This is a genomic window from Cupriavidus consociatus (assembly GCF_017814975.1).
GTDB lineage: Bacteria > Pseudomonadota > Gammaproteobacteria > Burkholderiales > Burkholderiaceae > Cupriavidus > Cupriavidus consociatus.
This window is the reverse complement of record NZ_JAGIQA010000001.1, coordinates 526,031-546,918: the sequence shown is the minus strand read 5'-3', so window position 1 is coordinate 546,918 and position 20,888 is coordinate 526,031. Positions and strand designations below refer to the sequence as shown.

General features: G+C 66.0%; 19 protein-coding genes. 9 read left to right on the top strand and 10 right to left on the bottom strand.

Going from position 1 to position 20,888, the window contains the following annotated elements; translation table 11 throughout:
* Positions 1-27 precede the first annotated feature (27 nt).
* The 5 genes from ldcA to J8I82_RS02460 all read right to left on the bottom strand — a co-directional run bounded on the left by ldcA (position 28) and on the right by J8I82_RS02460 (position 3,745).
* Positions 28-987, bottom strand: coding sequence for a muramoyltetrapeptide carboxypeptidase (ldcA, locus tag J8I82_RS02480; protein WP_209754246.1), 960 nt, complete (start codon positions 985-987; stop codon positions 28-30).
* Positions 984-1,613, bottom strand: a complete 630-nt coding sequence (gene tadA / locus J8I82_RS02475; protein WP_209754245.1) for a tRNA adenosine(34) deaminase TadA — start codon at positions 1,611-1,613, stop codon at positions 984-986. Before tadA ends, ldcA begins: the two co-directional genes overlap by 4 nt.
* A gap of 8 nt (positions 1,614-1,621) precedes the next feature.
* Positions 1,622-2,098 (bottom strand): 6-pyruvoyl trahydropterin synthase family protein, encoded by a 477-nt coding sequence (locus J8I82_RS02470; protein WP_209754244.1) that lies wholly within the window; start codon positions 2,096-2,098, stop codon positions 1,622-1,624.
* A gap of 117 nt (positions 2,099-2,215) precedes the next feature.
* Positions 2,216-2,851 (bottom strand): 7-carboxy-7-deazaguanine synthase, encoded by a 636-nt coding sequence (queE, locus tag J8I82_RS02465; protein ID WP_209754243.1) that lies wholly within the window; start codon positions 2,849-2,851, stop codon positions 2,216-2,218.
* A gap of 387 nt (positions 2,852-3,238) precedes the next feature.
* The gene (locus tag J8I82_RS02460) at positions 3,239-3,745 is read right to left on the bottom strand and encodes a DUF1993 domain-containing protein (RefSeq protein WP_209754242.1); all 507 of its coding nucleotides are present in this window, start codon (positions 3,743-3,745) and stop codon (positions 3,239-3,241) included.
* Positions 3,746-3,998: 253 nt separating this feature from the next.
* Between J8I82_RS02460 and J8I82_RS02455 the strand changes: the two genes are divergently transcribed.
* On the top strand, positions 3,999-4,400 hold the full coding sequence (locus tag J8I82_RS02455; protein ID WP_209754241.1) for a hypothetical protein: 402 nt from the start codon (positions 3,999-4,001) through the stop codon (positions 4,398-4,400).
* A 29-nt stretch (positions 4,401-4,429) separates the two neighbouring features.
* Here the strand turns inward: J8I82_RS02455 and J8I82_RS02450 are convergent, their stop codons facing one another.
* The gene (locus tag J8I82_RS02450; protein WP_209754240.1) at positions 4,430-5,332 is read right to left on the bottom strand and encodes a LysR family transcriptional regulator; all 903 of its coding nucleotides are present in this window, start codon (positions 5,330-5,332) and stop codon (positions 4,430-4,432) included.
* Positions 5,333-5,495: 163 nt separating this feature from the next.
* Between J8I82_RS02450 and dkgB the strand changes: the two genes are divergently transcribed.
* On the top strand, positions 5,496-6,299 hold the full coding sequence (gene dkgB, locus J8I82_RS02445; RefSeq protein ID WP_209754239.1) for a 2,5-didehydrogluconate reductase DkgB: 804 nt from the start codon (positions 5,496-5,498) through the stop codon (positions 6,297-6,299).
* Between the two features lie 55 nt (positions 6,300-6,354).
* Positions 6,355-7,476, top strand: coding sequence for an alkene reductase (locus J8I82_RS02440; RefSeq protein ID WP_209754238.1), 1,122 nt, complete (start codon positions 6,355-6,357; stop codon positions 7,474-7,476).
* 80 nt (positions 7,477-7,556) lie between these two features.
* Here J8I82_RS02440 and ppk1 read toward each other — a convergent pair whose 3' ends face one another.
* Positions 7,557-9,692, bottom strand: coding sequence for a polyphosphate kinase 1 (gene ppk1 / locus J8I82_RS02435; RefSeq protein ID WP_209754413.1), 2,136 nt, complete (start codon positions 9,690-9,692; stop codon positions 7,557-7,559).
* Between the two features lie 201 nt (positions 9,693-9,893).
* Between ppk1 and J8I82_RS02430 the strand changes: the two genes are divergently transcribed.
* Positions 9,894-10,145 (top strand): hypothetical protein, encoded by a 252-nt coding sequence (locus tag J8I82_RS02430; protein WP_245179311.1) that lies wholly within the window; start codon positions 9,894-9,896, stop codon positions 10,143-10,145.
* 206 nt (positions 10,146-10,351) lie between these two features.
* On the opposite strand, the gene J8I82_RS02425 is transcribed toward J8I82_RS02430, so the two are convergent.
* Entirely contained in the window at positions 10,352-11,797 is a 1,446-nt protein-coding gene (locus J8I82_RS02425) for an efflux transporter outer membrane subunit (RefSeq protein ID WP_209754236.1), read from the bottom strand.
* Between the two features lie 95 nt (positions 11,798-11,892).
* On the opposite strand from J8I82_RS02425, the gene J8I82_RS02420 reads away from it, so the two are divergent.
* The 3 genes from J8I82_RS02420 to J8I82_RS02410 all read left to right on the top strand — a co-directional run bounded on the left by J8I82_RS02420 (position 11,893) and on the right by J8I82_RS02410 (position 16,906).
* Positions 11,893-12,510, top strand: coding sequence for a TetR/AcrR family transcriptional regulator (locus J8I82_RS02420; protein ID WP_209754235.1), 618 nt, complete (start codon positions 11,893-11,895; stop codon positions 12,508-12,510).
* Between the two features lie 125 nt (positions 12,511-12,635).
* Positions 12,636-13,763 carry an efflux RND transporter periplasmic adaptor subunit gene (locus tag J8I82_RS02415; protein ID WP_209754234.1) on the top strand — a complete coding sequence of 376 codons (1,128 nt, stop codon included), beginning with the start codon at positions 12,636-12,638 and terminating at the stop codon, positions 13,761-13,763.
* Complete coding sequence (locus tag J8I82_RS02410; RefSeq protein ID WP_209754233.1) at positions 13,760-16,906, top strand: efflux RND transporter permease subunit; 3,147 nt, start codon at positions 13,760-13,762, stop codon at positions 16,904-16,906. Before J8I82_RS02415 ends, J8I82_RS02410 begins: the two co-directional genes overlap by 4 nt.
* Before the next feature lie 47 nt (positions 16,907-16,953).
* Here the strand turns inward: J8I82_RS02410 and J8I82_RS02405 are convergent, their stop codons facing one another.
* Together J8I82_RS02405 and J8I82_RS02400 are read right to left on the bottom strand one after the other, a co-directional pair.
* Positions 16,954-18,003, bottom strand: a complete 1,050-nt coding sequence (locus J8I82_RS02405) for an XdhC family protein (protein WP_209754232.1) — start codon at positions 18,001-18,003, stop codon at positions 16,954-16,956.
* Between the two features lie 91 nt (positions 18,004-18,094).
* On the bottom strand, positions 18,095-19,462 hold the full coding sequence (locus J8I82_RS02400) for an MFS transporter (RefSeq protein WP_209754231.1): 1,368 nt from the start codon (positions 19,460-19,462) through the stop codon (positions 18,095-18,097).
* Positions 19,463-19,795: 333 nt separating this feature from the next.
* On the opposite strand from J8I82_RS02400, the gene J8I82_RS02395 reads away from it, so the two are divergent.
* Positions 19,796-20,359: a TetR/AcrR family transcriptional regulator gene (locus J8I82_RS02395; protein ID WP_209754230.1), complete on the top strand. Its 564-nt coding sequence runs from the start codon at positions 19,796-19,798 to the stop codon at positions 20,357-20,359.
* A 34-nt stretch (positions 20,360-20,393) separates the two neighbouring features.
* Positions 20,394-20,840: a winged helix-turn-helix transcriptional regulator gene (locus tag J8I82_RS02390; RefSeq protein WP_209754229.1), complete on the top strand. Its 447-nt coding sequence runs from the start codon at positions 20,394-20,396 to the stop codon at positions 20,838-20,840.
* Positions 20,841-20,888 lie beyond the last annotated feature (48 nt).

The window sequence follows — 20,888 nt, the reverse complement described above, 5'->3', positions numbered from 1 at the left end:
GTGGCGGCCGCGCTTCGCGCGCTGCGCTCAGGCCATCGGCGGCAGCACCGGATAGCCGGAAAACGCCATCGAGAACCCGTCGGCACGTGCGGCCAGCCGCACCTGCGCTCCCACCGGCAGCGTCAGCTTGCGCGCGCAATGGCCGAACGGCAGGCCGGTCAGCACCGGCACCGGCAGCTGGTCGCGCAGGTAGGCCACCACGGCGTCCATGTCGTAGCCGTTGTCGTAGTCGGTGACGCGATAGTTGGAGAAATCGCCCAGCACGATAGCGCGCTGGGTGCCGAGCACGCCGGCCTGCTGCAGCTGGAGCAGCATGCGTTCGACCCGGTACGGCGGCTCGTTGATGTCTTCCAGGAACAGCACCCCGCCCTCGACCCGCGGCATGTAGGGCGTGCCGAGCAGGCTGCACAGCATCGCCAGGTTGCCGCCCCACAGCGTGCCGGACACTTCGCCGCTGAACGGCTGCCCGCCGGCCTGCGGCGCCGCCACCTCGACCCGGTAGGCCGGATCGCGCAGGATGCCTTCGAAGTGCTCCCACATGTAGGGATCAACGCTGTCGACGCCGAAGTCCGCCAGCAGCATCGGCCCGGCGAACGTCACGCCGCCGGTCGCCGCGAGATATGCCAGCTGGAACGCGGTGAAATCGCTATGCCCGACGATGGGCGCGGCGCTCGCGCGCGCCTGCCCGGCGATACGCGCGAAGTCCACCTGCGCCAGCAGCCGGGCGATGCCGTAGCCGCCGCGCACCGCCAGCGTCAGCTCATGCGGCGCGCCGGTGCCGATGGCATGCAGGTCGGCCAGCCGCTCCGCGTCGGTGCCGCCGAAGCGCAGGTAGCGCCGGGCCAGCACGTCGGGGTTGGTGGTGTGGTAGCCGTGCTGCTTGAGCCAGGCAACGCCGCGCGCGGCAACGGCGACGTCATGCGGATAGCCGGACGAAGCGATCAGTCGGACTTCGGTATGCGGCGGCCTGCTGTTCGGCGTACTCATGCGTCGTTGGCGTTGTTCTGGGAATTCGGTTCTGGATGGGCCGGGCAGGCGCAGCCCGCGCCATTTCCGGCCTCGCTGCGGGCGGCGTCGCTGCGGGCGGCCTTCTGCGCGCGGCGCCTGGCGCCGAAGAAATCCTTCAGCATCTGCCCGCAGGTGTCGGCCAGCACGCCGCCGGCGATGGTGGTCTGGTGATTGAGCTGGGCGTGCTCGAACAGGTTGAGCACGCTGCCTGCGGCACCCGTCTTGGGATCGGTGGCGCCGAACACCACGTGCCGCAGCCGCGCGTGCAGGATCGCGCCACTGCACATCGCGCACGGTTCCAGCGTCACGTACAGCTCGCACTCGGGCATGCGGTAATTGCCGATCACCTGCGCGGCGGCGCGCAGTGCCTGCATCTCGGCATGCGCGGACGGGTCGACCGCGCGGATCGGCAGGTTGTGGCCGCGCGCGATGATGGTGTCGTTCCAGACCACCACCGCGCCGACCGGGACTTCGCCGGCGGCCTCGGCCAGGCGCGCTTCTTCCAGCGCGGCGCGCATGTAGCGCGCATCGCGTGCGGCGGCCTCGGCCGGATCGTCCGGCAGCGCGCGCGGGGCGCGCAGCGGCAGCGGCGGCGTCTCTGGCATCGCCCGGCTCAGTCTTGCGCCGGCAGCACTGCTTGGGCGCTGACTTCGGCCCAGCAATTGGGGGTTTCGAACAGCACCAGCTTGGTCAGCTGCAGGTGGTGGCCGAAACAGTCCTTGAACACCGGTGCCAGGATATCGAAGGCGACCTGGGCCAGGTTCTCGACGGTGGGGATGGCATCCAGCACCACGGTCTTGTGCTCTTCCATCGATTGCAGGAAGTTCAGCAGCGCGGTGTCGCCGCGATAGATCAGGAAGGCGTGGTCCCATTTGTTGACCAGGTGCTCGTTGGCGAGCGCCTTGATATCGCCGAAGTCCAGGATCATGCCGTCATCCGAGGCACCTTCGCGATGCAGCACCTCGCCCGACAGCGTCAGGTCCAGCCGGTAGCGGTGGCCGTGGATATTGCGGCACTGGCCGCAGTGGTTCGGGATGCGGTGGCCGGAGTCGAACTCCAGCCGGCGGGTAATGGAAACTTGTTTGCTCATTTGTAGCGGCGCCCCTTTCGTGGTCAAGGCCGCCTGCGTTGGACGGGCGCCGCGCGTGCGCCCGAAGCCTCTATTGTGTACGTTTGCCCCGGGTTGGGCAAAACTCCGGCCCTGCGCTCAGCGGATGCCCAGCAGCTTGTGGGTCTGCAGCGACAGCCGCCAGCGCGGATGGCGCTGGCAGAACTCCACCGCGGCGGCCGTATTCTCGCGCTGCAGCGGGCCGTCCATGGGCTGCACCAGGAAATGCTCGAAATCAAGCTGCTCGTATGCGGCAAAGTCCTGGCCCGCCTGCGGGATCACGACCTTGAGCTCGTCCCCGCGCCTGACCACCAGCTCGGAACCCATCTTGGGGCTCACGCAAACCCAGTCGATGCCGGGCGGCACGGCGATGGTGCCGTTGGTCTCGATGGCGATCTCGAAGCCCTGCGCATGCAGCGCATCGATCAGCGGCGCGTCGAGCTGCAGCAGCGGCTCGCCCCCGGTGCACACCACCAGCGGCTTGCCGCCCGCGCCCTGCGGCCATTCCGAGGCGACCACCGCGGCCAGTTCCGCGGCGCTACGGTACTTGCCGCCGCGGGTGCCGTCGGTGCCGACGAAATCCGTGTCGCAGAACTGGCATATCGCGCTGGCGCGATCCTCTTCACGGCCGCTCCACAGGTTGCAGCCGGCGAAGCGGCAGAACACCGCGGCGCGGCCGGCGTTGGCGCCCTCGCCCTGCAGCGTATAGAAGATTTCCTTGACGGCGTAAGTCATGCGTGGGGTCTCTCTGGGACCGTAAACGGATTAACGGCAGCGGATCATCGGCAGCCTTCGGGCTGGCCTGGTGTCTTGGTATGGTTGGGCTCGGCCAGGGGCCAGTCATGGCGGATCGATCGGCGGGACCGATGCCGCCCAGGGCGGCGCACGATCGTGGCAATCGATGGCAGCGCGGGCGGGAAGCACCGGGTTTCCGATGCAAGGGTCCGGGCACTGCCGGAGTATCCGCCCCGTGGCCTGTCGCAGGCTGCGTCCGGCCGCTCCGGACACGGCTCGGACAACGTATAAGTATACCAGAGGGCCTAGGGTTTTCGCTAAGGACGGCCGCGAGGAGCGCGCAGGGCCGGGGTGACCCGTGCGTCGCCCGCCGGCGGCACCTTACCCCTACCTGAGCCCGAGGTAGTCGCGCTTGCCGATCTGCACGCCCTTGTGGCGCAGGATGTCGTAGCCCGTGGTCACGTGGAAGTAGAAGTTGGGCAGCGCGAACCCCAGCAGGTATGACTTGCCGTCGAACGTCACCGGCCCCTGCCGCAATTTCAGTTCGATCACGCGCGTCTCGCTGCCCTCGAGTTGTGCCGGCGTGACCTGTTCCAGGAATACGATGGTGCGCGCAATCCGGTCCTGCAGCTCGGGGAAGGAGGTTTCGATGTCGGCGAACGATGGCACCTCGATTCCCGCCAGCCGCGCCGCGGCCCCCTTGGCAGCGTCACTGGCGCGCTGGACCTGCGCCGACAGCGGATCCATGTCGGCGATCAGCCGGGTCTGGATCAGGTCGGCCGGATCCATGCCCTGCGCCTGCGCATGCGCGGCGCCCTTGTCGAGGATCGCGGCAAGGTTGCCGAGGGCGCGGATAAACGGCGGGATCGATACGTCGTACATCGAGAGTGCCATGAGGTCTCCTGGTGTGGCTTGTGATGTCGCGGTTGTCGTGATTGTCGAGGGTCGGCAGGCTGTCCTGGCAACCTGCCGCGAGCATAGAACGGTTTGGCCTTTGCCGCAGAATCTCCGTCCGCTCTTGCCGCCAGTGCCGCGCCTCCTGCAGCATCTGAGCGCAACACAACGGTGCCAGCGCCGCGGACCGGCAACCTGATTTAACATATCCGGCCATCGCCCCGGAATCCGGCGGAGCCACCGCCGCGCCCCCATGAACGCGCCGTTTCCCCTTCGCACGGAATGCCCGCCCGGCGCCTGCATCTGCGGGCGCGAAGCGCTGTTGAGTGATCCCCACGCCGACCTGCGCGTGCTGCGGCTCACCCGCGCCGAGGAAAAGCGTCTGGTCGAACGGCTCGAGAACCTGACCAGCCTGGCCGAGCTGCGCCGCATGGAGGGCCTGATGCAGTCCCAGCTGAACATCGTGCTGACCATCACGCCCAGCGCGCGCGGCGTGAAGACCGTGCGCGGCATCAATATCCAGGTGCAGGAACAGCCGGGCCTGTGCCGCAAGATCCGCCAGTCCATTCCCGCGGCCATCCGGCGCAGCATGGAGCAGCATCCGGAGATCGCCTATGCGATCGTCGATGCGCACGACCTGCTGGGCGGGACCTGACGCGCCCGGAACGACTGAACCTCCCTGTCCTATTCGTCAAACGGCTGCTTGCCGAGGGCGTCGACCACATGGTCGACAAAGCAGGTGATGCGCGCAGCGAGCGCGGTATTGCGGTAGTAGACCGCATTGACCGGCTGGCGCACATCCGCCGATTGTGCCTCGAACAGTTGCACCAGCCGCCCGCTGCGCCGGTCATCGCGCGTCATGAAATCCGACAGGCACACGATGCCAAGCCCGGCCAGCGCCAGATGGCGCAGGGTTTCGCCGCTGGACGAGGCGATGGTCGGCTTGATATGCACCGCGCCGCCGCCCTCGTCGCGCAGCGGCCAGTCGTTCAGCGATTCCGGTTGGGTGAAGCCCAGCAGCGCGTGCTTGGCGAGATCACCCGGCGTTGCCGGCGTGCCATGGCGTCCGAGGTAAGCCGGGCTCGCCAGCACGCGCACGCGGCTGGTGCCGATCGGGCGCGCATGCAGCGTGGAGTCCTTCAGCGCGCCGATGCGGAACGCCACGTCGGTGCGTTTCTCGATCAGGTCAATGATGCCCTCGTTCGAGTTCAGCTCCAGCTCCACCTGCGGATAGCGGGCACGGAAGCCCTCCACCAGCGGCACGATCACATGCAGCATGAACGGCGTGGCGGCATCGACACGCAAACGCCCGACGGGCCGCATCCGCCGTGCCGCCATCTGCTCTTCGGCGGCGTCCACCGAGGCAAGGATCGCGCGGGCCTGCTCCAGGAATGCGGCACCTTCCTCGGTCAGTTCCAACCGGCGTGTCGTGCGCCTTAGCAAAGTGGTCTGCAGCTTTTCTTCCAGCCGGCCCAGGGTACGGCTGGCCGCGGAGATGGTCAGCCCGAGCTGGTCGGCGGCCGCCGTGATCGAGCCGGTGTCGACGACCGCGACGAACGCCTGCATCTCATCGAGGGTGGTCTTCATTGTTGATTTCAAATCAAATGTATTTGGCTTATACACGTCTTTTTTGGCAAATGTAAAGCCGTCACACTGCGGTCCATCGCCTCGGTTCTGCAGTTCGACCCAACGGAAATCGCAGACCGGACCCAGGCTGATGCCCCCATTCCCTGAACTTACGAGCCATTCCATGAGCATCCCTTCCTTCGGCGTCGGCACCTTCCGCCTGACCGGACAGACCGTGATCGATTCGGTCCGCAATGCGCTGGCGCTGGGCTATCGCGCCATCGATACCGCCCAGATCTACGGCAATGAGGCGGACATCGGCCAGGCTATCGCCGGCAGCGGCGTGCCGCGCGGCGACCTGTTCCTCACCACCAAGATCTGGGTCGACAACTATGCCGGCGACAAGCTCGTGCCCAGCCTGCGCGACAGCCTGGCCAGGCTGCGCACACACTATGTCGACCTGACGCTGATCCACTGGCCGGCACCTGGCAACGGCATTGCGCTGCCCGAGTACATGGCAGCGCTGGCCGAGGCCAGGGCACTTGGGCTGACGCGCCGGATCGGCATCTCGAACTTCAATATCGACCTGGCGCGGCAGGCGATCGCCGCGGTCGGCAAGGACGCCATTGCGACCAACCAGATCGAACTCAGCCCGTACCTGCAGAACCGCAAGCTGGTTGCGTTCCTGAAGGACCATGGCATCGCCGTGACCTCGTACATGACGCTGGCCTACGGCAAGGTGCTGGAAGACCCGGTCATTGCCGGCATCGCACGCAAGCACGACGCCACCCCGGCGCAGGTGGTGCTGGCCTGGGCGCTGCAGCTTGGCTACGCAGTGATCCCGTCATCAACGAAGCGGGAAAACCTCGCCAGCAACCTGCTGGCCCGCGACCTGCGGCTGGACGACGACGACTTGCTGAAGATCGCCGCGCTCGAGCGCAATGGCCGCGAAGTGAGCCCCGAGGGCCTGGCCCCGGCGTGGGACTGACTGCAGCCTACCCTTGAATCCACCGGTGCCGCGGTGCCGGCCACGGAGCCCCTTGATGACTGACGAAACCGTTTTCGATCCCTTGTTCCGGCCGCTGCCGCTGGCCGGCCTGACCCTGCCCAACCGTATCGTGATGCCGCCGATGACGCGTTCGCGCGCCAGCCAGCCCGGCGATGTGCCGAATGCACTGATGGCCGAGTATTATGCGCAGCGCGCCGGCGCCGGCCTGATCGTCAGCGAAGGCACGTGGATTTCGCCGCTGGGCAAAGGCTATGCGTGGACTCCCGGCATCCACACCGACGAACAGATTGCCGGCTGGCGCAAGGTCACCGAGGCTGTGCATGCTGCGGGCGGGCGCATCTTCGCGCAACTCTGGCATGTCGGCCGCCTGAGCCACGTCAGCCTGCTCGGCGGGCAGTCGCCGGTATCGGCGTCGGCGCTGCAGGCCGAGGGCGTCAATGTCTTTATCGCCGACAACGACGGCCAGCCCGGATTCGTCCAGGCATCGAAGCCGCGCCCGCTCGGCGTGGAAGAGATCCGGGAAATCGTCGGGCAGTACCGGCAAGCGGCACGCAATGCGATGGCGGCCGGTTTCGACGGCGTCGAGTTGCACGCCGCCAACGGCTACCTGGTCAACCAGTTCATCGACTCCGGGGCCAATGACCGCACCGACGCCTACGGCGGCGCGCTGCCGAACCGGCTGCGCTTTCTCGACGAGGTGGCGCGCGCGCTGATCGAGGGCACTGGCGACAGGCGGCGCGTGGGTATCCGGCTGGCACCGCTGACCACGCTGAATGGCTGCGTCGATGCGGATCCGCAGACCACCTACACCGCCGCCGCGAAACTGCTCGGCGAAATCGGGGTCGGCTACCTGCACATCGCCGAGGCTGACTGGGACGATGCGCCGCACATGCCGGTCGCGTTCAAGCAGCAACTGCGCGCGGCCTTTTCGGGCGTACTGATCTATGCCGGCAAATACACCGCCGAACGCGCGCGCACTGCGTTGCGCGAAGGCTGGGCCGACATGATCGCCTTTGGCCGGCCATTCGTCGCCAACCCCGACCTGCCCGAACGCCTGCGGCAAGGCGCGCCCCTCAACGTGCATGAGCGCGAGACGCTGTTCGGCGGCGGTGCGCGCGGACTGACCGACTACCCGGCAATGGCTGCCGCGGCCTGAGGCCCTGGTCTAAAGGTCGGCAGGTCGGAAGGTCGGAAGGTCGGAAGGTCGGAAGGTCGGAAGGTCAGTACCCCATGCACTCAGGTCAGCGCCGACAGCAACATGTTCTGCGCTGCCTCGCCGTCCTGCGCAAGCTGTCGTTCATAGTTCCCGCCAGGCGTCATCACCCAGGTGTCGCGCCGGTCGGAGAGGTACGGCTTCAGGCCTTCGGCAATGACCCGTTCCTTCAGCCGGGGATCCAGGATGGGAAAACAGACCTCGATCCGCCGGGACAGGCTGCGCTCCATCCATTCCCCACTGGACAGCATGACCCTCTCTGCCCCGCCGTCGTGAAAGTAGAAGATGCGCGAGTGCTCGAGAAATCGACCCATGACCGATTTCACGGCGATGTGCTCCGACAGGCCGGCAACGCCCGGCCGCAGCGCACAGGCGCCCCTGACGATCAGGTCAATGCGCACGCCTTCACGCGAGGCATCGTATAGCGCCTGGATCAGCTCGGGCTCCAGCAGCGCATTCATCTTGGCGATAATCCGTCCCTTGCGCCCGGCTCTGGCGTGCTCGGCTTCGCCCCGGATCGCCATCAGCAACTGCTTCTTCAAGGTGAACGGCGATTGCCAGATATGAGTCATGCTCTGCGTCTGCCCGCGGCCGGTCAGCTGGCTGAAGACTTGTGCCACGTCCTGCGTCAGCGATTCATCGCAGGTCAGCAAGCCGAAATCGGTATAAGTGCGCGAGGTATCGAGGTGATAGTTCCCCGTGCCGAGATGGACATAGCGCCTGAGCTTTCCACCCTCTCGCCGCAACACCATGACCATCTTGGCATGTGCCTTGAAACCGACGACGCCATAGACGACATGGGCGCCAACTGCCTCCAGTTGCGCCGCCCAGCCGATATTCGCCTCTTCATCGAAGCGGGCCAGCAATTCCACCACGGCGGTAACCTCCTTGCCGTTGCGCGCAGCCTCGATGAGTGCCGACAACAGGACCGAGTCGTGTCCGGCCCGATACACGGTCTGGCTGATGGCCACGACATCGGGATCCTGCGCCGCCTGCCTGACGAAGTCGACGACCGGAGCAAATGACTGGAATGGATGGTGCAGCAGGATGTCGCCATCGCGCATGGCGCGGAAGACATCGGCATGCTCCTTCAGGATCTTCGGCACGCCCGGCCGGAAAGGCATGTATTTCAGTTCCGGCCTGTCGACCTGGTCCGGCACCTGCATCAGGCGAACCAGGTTGACCGGCCCGTTGACCGAAAACACTTCACCTGGCGCCAGTCCGAACTGTTCCTGCAGGAACGTCGTCATTGCCGGCGTGCAGTTGTCCGCGACCTCCAGCCGGACCGCATCGCCAAAATGGCGGTGCGGCAGTTCGCCTTGCAGCGCCTCGCGCAAGTTCTTGACCTCTTCCTCGTCCACGAACAATTCGCTGTTCCGGGTCACACGGAACTGATAGCAGCCCCGTATCGACATGCCGCTGAAAAGTTCGCCGACATGGGCGTGAAGGATGGAAGAGAGAAAGACAAAGCCATGCTCGCATCCTGAAACCTCAGCGGGCAGTGCGATGACACGTGGCAGCGCCCGTGGCGCTTGCACAATCGCATAGCCGGAGTTGCGCCCGAATGCATCCTTGCCCTCGAGCTCCACCGCGAAGTTCAGGCTCTTGTTGAGCACGCGCGGGAACGGATGCGCGGGATCCAGCCCGATGGGTGTCAGGACCGGCATCAGTTCGGCGAAGAAGAAATCGCGAATCCAGGCCTGCTGCTCGGCGTTCCACGATGGCCGTCGCAGGAAGCAGATCTGCTGCTCTGCCATGGCTGGAATCAGGACGTCATTGAAGAGGCGATACTGCTGCTCGATCAATTCACGCACCCGCCGGTTGACCGTGGCATAGACGACCTGCGGCGTGAGCCCGTCCGGGCCGACGACCGGCGACTGAAGCACGCACTGCTCCTTCAGGCCCGCCACGCGAATCTCGTAAAACTCATCCAGATTGCTGCTGAAGGTACACAGGGCACGCAGGCGCTCGAGCAGCGGAATGGCGGGATCGGCGGCCTGCTGCAGCACACGGCTGAAGAACTCCAGCTGGCTGAGCTCGCGGCTGATATAGAACTCATTGCCATTGGGCAGGCTCTCCTCATCCGCCAGAGGGTCCGGGCGTCCCGCCCCCCGCGCAGCCGACGACACATTCTTCATGGAGCTAGATTCGCGTTTCATGATTCCGTGCCAAAGAGAGAGCCTTCCAGATTCTAGCTGGCGTATCGCGCATATCGACGCGATCCTGATTCCGGTGTTCGCGAAATATGCAATCCTCCCGGAACCTGCTCGACCTAGAATAATCCGACTTGCCCAATGGAGTTGCCAATGACACCGGAAATACCATCTGCGAGCGAGACCACACCGGAAGGTCTGGCGCGATTGATCGAGCACATCAGGCATGCCGTGGAGCAAGGGGATCTCGACCCCGATTTTGTCCACAAGCTGGCCAAGCGCATCTGCAAGGAGTTTCAGGAGATGAAGCTGGCAAGGCCGGGAGAAACTGACCTAGCGGGACTCGAATCACGCATTGAGGCGCTGCTGCTGGCCGCGGACAGCGGGCATGGCGCCAGGTTGACCAAGTCCTTGCAAAAATTGCGGGAGAATGAAGGCGCGAATCCGGCTTCTCACTAGCCGCCGTAATGACGATTACGCCGTGACTTTTTCATTACGTCATTAATTCATTGCGCCGAACCATGGCACGCCGCTAATCTGGGTGCACCCGCGCTGCGCCTTGTCAAAAACCTGCCATCCAGGTTTAGGAAGGACGCTGGCAACGCCCGCCCACACGGAAATTCCTGTCGTTCCGTACCGCGCAGAATCAGTGACGCGGTATTGCCTTATATGGCCGTTGCCGGCTCCCACCCGCCGCCTAGTGCCTTGAATGCCGCCACGGCAGCGCGGGCGGAGTCGGCCTGCGCCTGCGCCCTGGCATCGGACGTGCGCAGCAGGCTCTCGTCGGCAAGCAGCACCTCGATCAGGCGGACCACACCTTTCTGGTAGGCCGCGAGCGAGGCGTTACGCGCCTGCGTCAGCGAGGCCTCACCCTGTGCCAGGGTACCGGCCTGCTCTTCACGCTTGATCAGCGCGGAGAAGGCATTTTCGACATCTTCGGTCGCACGCAGCACGGCCTGCCGGTATGCCACCAGGGCTTCCGCTTCCTGGCCGCGGGCCAGGTCGATCTGGGCATTGATGCGGCCGAAATCGAACAGGCGCCAGCGCAGGCCCAGCACGCCCGCCGCCTGGCTCGCGCCGGAGGAAAACAGATTGCCGCCGGCCACGGTCGTGGCGCTGCCCAACAGGGCGCTGAGCGAGAACTTGGGGTAGTACTCGGCAATGGCGACACCGATGCGTGCGTTGGCTGCCGCCAACCGGCGCTCCGCGACGATGAGGTCCGGCCTGCGTCGCAGCAGGTCCGCCGGCGAACCCGTACCGGCGAGCTGCGGTGCCGCGGGTATCGTTCCTGGACCGCCCAGTTCGGCGCGATACGTGCCCGGCGGAACACCAAGCATCACGTCGAGCGCGTTCAACGCTGCATCGAGCCCCGTCTCCAGCACCGGAACGGTGGCGCTGACCTGGGCCAGCGCGCCCTCGGCCTGCCGGACTTCCAGCTCGGCGGCAAGGCCCTTGCCGAACAACAGGCCAACCGTGGAGAGTAATTTCTGCTGGGTCTCCACTTGCCGCCTGGCGATGCCCAGACGGGTCTGCAATCCACGCACGGTGATGTACAGGTCCGCCGTTTGCGCGGCCACGGCGAGACGCGTCGCCGCCGCGCCCGCGGCCGAGGCCTGGTACTCCGCCAGGGCGGCTTCGCGCCCGCGGCGCAGTCCGCCGAAGACGTCCAGCTCCCAGCCGGCGCCGAGGTTTGCCTCGTAGGTGTTGCCATACCTGTCAAAGCCCGGCGTGGCATTCTGCAGCCTGCCAAGCGGCGTCTCGATCGACTGGTAGCTCCTGCCCGCCTGCGCACTGGCGCTGCCCGAAGGCAGCAAGGCCGCGTTGGCCGCGCCGAGCCCCGCCCGCGCCTGGGTGACGCGCGCTGACGCCTGCGCCAGGTCCAGGTTCTGTTCCAGCGCCAGCGACACCAGGCGGGTCAGCACGGGATCGCCGAAGCCTTCCCACCACGTCGTCAGCCCGGCCGGCGGCGACGCGTGCCGTTGTTCAACGCCGGACTGGCCCAGGTAGCGTTCCGAAACCGGGACGTCCGGTTTTCTGTAATCCGGGCCGACGGCGCAACCCGCCATGGCGCAGGCACTCAGCAGCAGGGTCAGATAGCGAGGGAAAAGCATTGGAGTGTGCGGTGACTAAAAGCGACTGGAGTTGTGACTATAGTATAAATCGGTCACTAGTTGTCAATGACTCTCTACCACGGTAAGCTGGCCGAATGACCGAAACCACACCCTCTGCCCTGCCATCCCGGGGCCCCGCAGATCACAATGTCCGCTCCCAGATCGTCGAGGCGGCCACCGAGCACTTCAGCCTCTATGGCTACGAGAAGACGACGGTTTCCGACCTCGCCAAGGCGATCGGCTTCTCCAAGGCGTACATCTACAAGTTCTTCGATTCCAAGCAGGCGATCGGTGAAGTGATCTGCGCAAACTGCCTGGGCGCGATCACCAATGAGGTCGACGAGGCCCTTGCCGCCGTCCCGACGGCTTCCGAACGCTTGCGGCGGCTGTTCAAGACCCTGGTCGACGCTGGCGTACGCCTGTTTTTCCAGGAACGCAAGCTCTACGCGATTGCCGCGGCGGCCGCGCAGGAACGGTGGCAGCCGGTTCTCGCCTATGAGGACCACATCCGGAATCTCGTGATGCGGATCATCCTGGAGGGCCGGAAATCCGGGGAGTTCGAGCGCAAGACACCGCTGGACGAGACCGGCAACGGCATCTACCTCGTCATGCGCCCTTACATCGATCCGTTGCTGCTGCAGCACAACCTCGACGTTGCCGCAGAAGCTCACGTCCAGCTTTCCAGCCTGATCCTGCGCAGCCTCGCCCCGTAAGAAGCATCTGCGGATCGGCGCAGGCGGCGTACTCGCCGCCATGGGTCCCATGGATGGCCGTGACCATTGACTAAATTGGTCACACAACCAATAATTCAGGTCCAGTCTCGCATAGAGAGGACCTTATGCTTCAGCGCCGAATCGCTTTATCCGCCGCCGCGTGCGTGTTGCCACTTGCACTAGCCGCTTGCGGCGAGCCGCCGGCGGCCGATCCACGCATCCAGCCCCCGCTGGTCCGGGTCGGAATCGTCCAGGACCCGGCCGCCGCCACACGCTCTTTCACCGGAACCATTGCCGCCCGCGTCCAGGGCGACCTGGGCTTTCGTGTCCCGGGCAAAGTCCTGGAGCGGCTTGTCGATACGGGCCAGGCGGTCAAGCGCGGCCAGCCGCTGATGCGTATCGACCCCAACGACCTGAAGCTGGCCGCGCACGCGCAGCAGGAAACGGTCGTTGCCGCGCGGGCCCGGGCCAGGCAAACGGCGGAGGACGAAGCCCGCTACCGCGACCTGGTCGGAACCGGCGCGGTATCGGCATCGGCCTACGACCAGGTCAGGGCCGCGGCGGAATCGGCCAGGGCACAACTCAAGGCAGCGGAAGCCCAGGCCGGCGTGGCGAGGAATGCCACCGGCTACGCAGTCCTGGTCGCTGACGCCGACGGCGTGGTCGTGGAAACGCTTGCCGATGCCGGGCAGGTCGTCAATGCCGGCCAGGTGGTGGTGCGCGTGGCGCATGCGGGGCGGCGCGAAGCAGTGGTTCACCTCCCTGAAACCCTTCTGCCGCCGGTGGGTTCGGTCGGCGAGGCGACCCTTTACGGCAACGACACGCTGACGGTGCCGGCAAAACTCAGACAGCTTTCCAACGCGGCGGATCGGCAGACCCGCACCTACGAAGCGAGGTACGTGCTCGAAGGCGCGCTGGCCGAGGCCCCGCTCGGCGCCACCGTTGTCCTCCGCATCCCGGAAGTCCGCCGCGCTTCGGCGCAAGCCGACCTGCAGGTACCGATCGGTGCGCTCTTCGATCCGGGCAAAGGCCCGGGCGTGTGGGTGGTGAACGGAAAGTCCAATCGCGTCAGCTGGCGCCCGGTGAAGGTACGCAGCCTGGACGACGATGCCGCGCGTGTCGCGGGTGACCTCCGCGCCGGCGACCGGATCATCGCGCTGGGCGCCCACCTGCTGCGCGAGGGCGAGCAGGTGCGGATCGCGGCAATCGGGACCGGGGCCGCGCAGGCGTCCGGCCAGGGAGCCCAGCAATGAGTGGTTTCAACCTTTCGGCGCTCGCGGTGCGCGAGCGATCCGTCACGCTGTTCCTGATCCTCCTGGTGTCGGTGGCAGGCGTCATCGCCTTCTTCCAGCTTGGCCGCGCGGAAGATCCCGCATTCACGGTGAAGACCATGACCGTCATCACGGCCTGGCCGGGCGCGACGGCGCAGGAGATGCAGGACCAGGTGGCGGAACGGCTGGAAAAACGCATGCAGGAACTGCGCTGGTACGACCGGACGGAAACCTACACCCGCCCCGGCCTGGCATTCACCACCGTCACCCTGCTCGACAGCACCCCGCCAGCGGAGGTCCAGGAAGAGTTCTACCAGGCGCGCAAGAAGCTGCGGGATGAGTCCGCCGCGCTGCCTGCCGGCGTGATCGGCCCGATCGTCAACGACGAGTATTCGGACGTAACCTTCGCGCTGTTCGCGTTGAAGGCGAAGGGCGAGCCGCAGCGGGCGCTGGTCCGCGACGCCGAAGCATTGCGCCAGCGCCTGCTGCACGTCGCAGGCGTGAAGAAGGTGAATATCATCGGGGAACAGTCCGAGCGCATCTTCGTCAGCTTTTCCCATGATCGCCTGGCCACGCTGGGCATCTCGCCGCAGGACATCTTCGCGGCCCTGAGCAGCCAGAACGCCCTCACGCCCGCCGGGTCGATCGACACCGCGGGTCCGCAGGTCTTCATTCGCCTCGATGGGGCCTTCGACAAGCTGCAGAAGATCCGCGACACGCCGGTGGTGGCGCAGGGCCGGACCCTCCAGCTTTCGGATGTCGCCACGGTGGAGCGCGGCTACGAGGATCCGGCGACCTTGCTCGTCCGCAACAACGGCGAACCCGCGCTGCTGCTGGGCGTGGTGATGCGCGACGGCTGGAACGGCCTGGACCTCGGCAAGGCGCTGGATGCGGAAGTGTCGGCGATCAATGAAGCGTTGCCGCTGGGCATGAGCCTGGCCAAAGTGACCGACCAGTCCGTCAACATCAGCGCATCGGTCGACGAGTTCATGGTCAAGTTCTTTGTCGCGCTGATAGTGGTGCTGGTGGTGTGCTTCGTGAGCATGGGCTGGCGCGTCGGCATCGTCGTGGCGGCCGCTGTGCCGCTGACGCTGGCCGCGGTGTTCGTGGTCATGGCGGCGACAGGGAAGAATTTCGACCGCATTACCCTGGGTGCGCTGATCCTGGCGCTCGGCCTGCTGGTGGACGACGCCATCATCGCGATCGAGATGATGGTGGTCAAGATGGAGGAAGGCTACAGCCGCATCGCCGCCTCCGCCTATGCCTGGAGCCACACCGCCGCGCCGATGCTGTCGGGCACGCTGGTCACGGCGGTGGGCTTCATGCCCAACGGCTTTGCGCGCTCAACGGCCGGCGAATACACCAGCAACATGTTCTGGATCGTGGGCATTGCCCTGGTCGTGTCCTGGATCGTCGCCGTCGCCTTTACGCCCTACCTGGGCGTCAAGCTGCTGCCCGGGATCGTCAAGGCCGAAGGCGGGCACGATGCCATCTATGGCACGCCGAACTACCACCGCTTCCGCCGCCTGCTGGGGCGCGTCATCGGGCGCAAGTGGCTCGTGGCCGCGGTCGTGGTGGGCAGCTTCGTGGTGTCGGTGCTGGGCATGGACATCGTCAAGAAGCAATTCTTCCCGACTTCCGATCGACCCGAGGTGCTGGTCGAAATCCAGATGCCCTATGGCACGGCGATTGCCCGGACCAGCGCGACCACGGCCAAGGTCGAAGCGTGGCTCGCGCGCCAGCCGGAGGCGAAGATCGTGACGGCCTACGTCGGCCAGGGCGCGCCCCGCTTCTATCTCGCCATGTCGCCGGAACTGCCGGATCCCTCCTTTGCGAAGCTCGTGGTGCGGACCGACAGCCAGGCCGAACGCGAAGCGCTGAAGGTCCGTCTGCGCCAGGCCATTGCCGATGGGCTGGCGCCCGAGGCCCGCGTGCGCGTCAGCCAGCTGGTATTCGGCCCATACTCGCCCTTCCCGGTGGCATTCCGCGTCGCGGGGCCGGATCCGGACAAGCTGCGTGCGATTTCCGCGGACGTGCGCCGCGTAATGGAGAGCAGCCCGTTGATGAGAACCGTCAATACCGACTGGGGCTCGCGTGCGCCCGCCTTGCACTTCACGCTGCAGCAGGATCGCCTGCAGGCCGTAGGGCTGACTTCCAGCGGCGTGGCGCAGCAACTGCAGCTGCTGCTCAACGGCCTGCCGGTCACCGAAGTGCGCGAGGACATCCGCTCGGTGCAGGTGCTGGCGCGCGCCGCGGGAGACATCCGCCTGGACCCGGCGAAGATCTCCGGCTTCACCTTGACCGGGGCGGCAGGACAGCGCATTCCGCTGTCCCAGGTAGGCACCGTCGATGTGCGCATGGAAGATCCGATCCTGCGCCGCCGCGACCGTACGCCGACGATCACGGTACGCGGCGATATCGCCGAGGGATTGCAGCCGCCCGATGTGTCCGCGGTGATCCAGCAACAGCTGCAGCCGATCCTCGCCAGGTTGCCGGCTGGCTACCGGATCGAGCAGGCTGGCGCCATCGAGGAATCCGACAAGGCCACCAAGGCGTTGCTGCCGCTGTTCCCGATCATGCTGGCCCTGACCCTGCTGATCATCATCCTGCAGGTGCGTTCGATCTCCGCCATGGTCATGGTGCTTGCCACCAGCCCGCTGGGACTGATCGGCGTGGTGCCGACCTTGCTGCTGTTCCGGCAGCCGTTCGGGATCAACGCCCTGGTCGGGCTGATCGCGCTGTCCGGCATCCTGATGCGCAACACATTGATCCTGATCGGGCAGATCCACGAGAACAAGCACGCGGGCATGGCGCCGTTCGACGCGATCGTTGAAGCGACGGTGCAACGTACCCGTCCGGTACTCCTGACCGCGCTGGCGGCAGTGCTGGCCTTTATTCCGCTGACGCAATCGGTGTTCTGGGGAACGCTGGCTTACACGCTGATCGGCGGTACCCTCGCCGGCACGGTGCTGACCCTGGTGTTCCTGCCGGCGATGTATGCCATCTGGTACCGGATCAGGGTGCCTGCCGATGCGAAAGAGAGGGATCCGGGCAAGCCTGCAGTCACGCAGCATCGCGCGGATATGGACGACGGTGGCGCGGGCACTCCCGCAAGCACTACATGACGCGGGCGGCCGCGACCGCCATGGCGCGGCCGCGGCCTTCACGCTGGTCAGGCCGGAACATCGTTACGGCCTGCCGATATCCCGCACGCGCTAATGGTATCCGCCGGAATCTCCCGGAGGGATTTCGCCTGTTCGACCTTCAGGTCATCCGGCAGGCGCACCTGATTCCGCGCTGCCACCACCTCGGCAAGGATCGAAATGGCGATTTCCGGCGGCGTACGGCTGCCGATATAGATGCCGGCCGGCCCATGCAGCCGCGCCAGCTGCCTGCTGTTCAGGTCGAATTCCTTCAAGCGCTCGCGCCGCGCCTGGTTGTTGCGGCGCGAACCCAGTGCGCCGACATAGAAGGCCGGGGTGCGCAGCGCCTCCATCAGGGCCAGGTCGTCTAGCTTGGGGTCGTGTGTCAGCGCCACCACCGCACTGCGCTCGTCGAGGGCCATCTCCATCACCGTGTCGTCCGGCATGGTTCGCACCATGGTGATGCCGGGGAGCGTCCAGGCATCGCTATATTCCTCGCGCGGGTCGCACACCGTGACGTCGAAGCCCAGCCCGACGGCGATTTCACAGAGGTACTTCGAAAGCTGTCCGGCGCCGATCACCAGCATGCGATAGCGCGGTCCGTGGATGGTCGACAGGAACCTGCCGTCGAACGCCAGGCCGTCGGCGGCCGCGGCCGGTCCAAGCGTGGCGACGCCGGTCGCCACATCGAGCGTGCGCGTCACCAGACGGCCATCCTCCACCGCCTGCAGCAGTTCACGCAACCCGCTTGCCGTGCATACTGCCTCCGCCACCAGTTCAATGGTTCCGCCGCAAGGCAAGCCAAAGTGGTGTGCTTCCTCGGCACTGACGCCGTACCGGAGCACCTTGGGTCTGCCGTCGCGAATGCCCTCGCGCCGGGTCTGGTCGATGATGTCGTCCTCGATGCAGCCGCCGGAGACCGAGCCCACAACCAGGCCGTCGTCGCGCACCGCCAGCATCGCGCCGGCCGGCCTTGGCGACGAACCCCAGGTACGGACCACCGTCACCAGCAAACTGCGGTGCCCCTGCCCGCTCCAGCGGACGCTGCTTCTCAAGACTTCAAGATCCACGCTTTCCATGATCGTTCCTGCCGGTGGAGCCCGCGTCCGCGCCCCCGGGCAAGCGGGGCAGGCTCATGTCTCGGTCAATACCCGGGGGCCAACAAATGGGTCATGCCTCGTTGGCAACAGCCGCCTGCGGCGACGGCTTCCCGTCTGCCGCCATTCCCTTTGCCGCGACGGCGATGGCAGCGAGAACGGAGGGCACGGCGAGGATGCTCAGGATCGCGCTCATGCCGAGACCCAGCTGCAACAGCGTGCCACCGGCAACGGCGCCGAGGATGCCGCCAAAGCGCCCGATGCCGAGCATCCAGCCGACGCCACAGGCGCGACCCTGCGTTGGATAGAATGAGGCGGCCAGCGCTGGCATCGATACCAGGCCCGCGCCCATGAACAGCCCGGCGACGGGCGTCAGCATGGTCAGGTATGCGCCACTGGTCGCATGAGCCATTGCCAGGATGAACACGCCAGCAAAGAAGTAGGCCAGGCCGATGATGCGATGCGGATCGATGCGGTCCATCAGCCAGCCGCACGCCATCGCGCCCAGCGTGCCACCCAGCGGGAACAGTGCTGCGATCAGCGCTGCCTCGGCCGGGGTCGCGCCGGTTTCGTTGACCAGGGTCGGCATCCAGCTCGTCACCAGGTAGAAGACCAGGACACCCATGAAATAGGTGGTCCAGAGCATGAACGTGCCCATCCGGTACTTTTGCGACAGGATCAGCCCGAGCGGCGAGCGCAGCTTGTCGGCCTGGTCATCCGGCAAGGTAAAGCGCGCCGCCTGGAATTGCGCGGAACCTGCGATGCGCCGCAGCACCGCACCGATCCGCTGCGCCGGCCAGTCGCGCAGCACCATGAAGCGGATCGACTCCGGCAACGCCAGCACCATGACGGCAAGGACCAGCGGCACCACGCCGCCGACGATAAAGACGCTGCGCCAGCCGAACTCCGGAATCACGACCGCGGCAAGGAAGCCGCCGCCCGCGGCGCCCAGCGTAAAGCCGCAAAACATGCTGTTCACCAGGAAGGCGCGGCGCCTGGCGGGCGCATACTCGGCCAGCAGCGTGGTCGCGTTGGGAATGGCGGCGCCCAGCCCCATGCCCGTCAGGAAGCGCCAGCCGGACAGCTCGACGGCGGACGCCGCCGACGCGGTGGCAAGGCTGAACAGGCCGAAGACCGCCACCGATACACCCAGCACGGGCTTGCGCCCGAAGCGGTCGGCAAAGGGTCCGGCGATCAGCGCGCCGAGCGCAAGGCCAACCAGCGAAGCGCTCAGCACATTGCCCATCGCCAGCTTTGAAACGCCCCACTCCTTTGTCAGCGATGGCGCCACATAGCCGATCGCGGCGGTGTCGAAGCCATCCGCCACCACCACCAGAAAGCAGACGATAAGAATCATCCATTGGTAAGGCGAGAATCGCTGGCTGTCAATGAACGCCTGGACGTCAACCGTCCCGGGCGAGCTGGATTGCTGTGGTTTCATGCGCGTTGTCTCCGTTGTCTGTCATGCAATGATGATCGTCATATCAAAGGGCGAACGACTGCAGCGGCCACGACGCTCCCCATGCCGCTTGTCGCGAGTCTGCAATGCCCCGCTGATGTATCCAGCGTCTACATCCTAGTCAGGCGATGCGGCATGGTCAAGGAGGATCACCCCGCTGCTGCCTTGGTGCTATCCCTAGTGAAGCGGGTGGCGCGAGCGTTCAGGCAACCACATTCCCCGCGCGGTTGGCAGACCTCGGGAAGCGCCCGATGCAATGACGATCGTAATGCTATATATTGCAGAGACTGACATTGCCATCGCTGGCTCCCCATCATGCGCTACTCGCTCGACCAGAAGGCTGAAACCCACAAGCACATCGTCAAGGCCGCCTCGACGCAATTCCGCAAGCATGGCGTCAACGGCATCGGCGTTGCGCAGTTGATGAAAAGCGCCGGCCTCACGCATGGCGGCTTTTACGCACACTTCGAATCCAAGGACGCGCTGGTCGCCGAGGCCATCGACGCGGCCTTTGACCAGACCATGGATTTCCTGGAGGATGCGACCTCGGTGGCATCTTCGCGGCAGCGCAAGCAAGCCGTCGTCCAGGCCTATGTGAACAAGAAGCACCGCGACAATCCCGGCACGGGCTGCGCCATCGCGGCGCTCGGCGCCGATGTATCCCGGCTTGACGCCAGGACCCGCAAGCGCTTCGAGGCGCGCGTGACAGCGCTGATCGATGCCATTGCCGGAGGCGATGACGAGGCTGCGCGCAAGGATGCCATCGTCACGCTGGCGGCCATGGTCGGCGGGATGGTGCTGGCGCGCTCGGTCAGGTCGGAAGCGCTGTCCGGCGAGATCCTGGACGCAGTCCAGGCCGGCCTTCACGCCGGCCTGTAAGGCGGGCGCCTCCTGCGCCGGCACCCGAGCCGACATGAGCCAATCCCGCTTCCTTGCCATGCCATGTCCTGTCGCCCATGCATCGGCAGTACTGGGCGAGCGCTGGGTCATCCTGATCCTGCGCGAAGCGTATTACGGGTCGACACGGTTCGAGGAGTTCCAGCGCCGGCTCGGCATCGCTTCCAACATCCTGAGCGCCAGGCTCCAGGCGATGACCGATCATGGCCTGCTGGAACGAAGGAAGCTTGAGGGCAGCACGCGTTGCGCCTATTTCCTGACCGACAGCGCACGCGATTTCCTGCCGACGTACCTGAGCCTCAAGGCCTGGGCAGAGCGATGGGTGGCGCAGCCGAAGCGGCGCGCCAAGCGTTTCGTCGACAAGCAGACCGGCAGCGAGATCGTGGCGCCGCCGTTGTCGCGCGCCGATGGCTCGCCGATCGCCTTTGAAGACGTCCAGGTCATCGACGCGCTGCTACGTTAACTGCCCGTTGCGGCCCGCGCCGACATTGGCCTGCCGGTGCGCAATAAC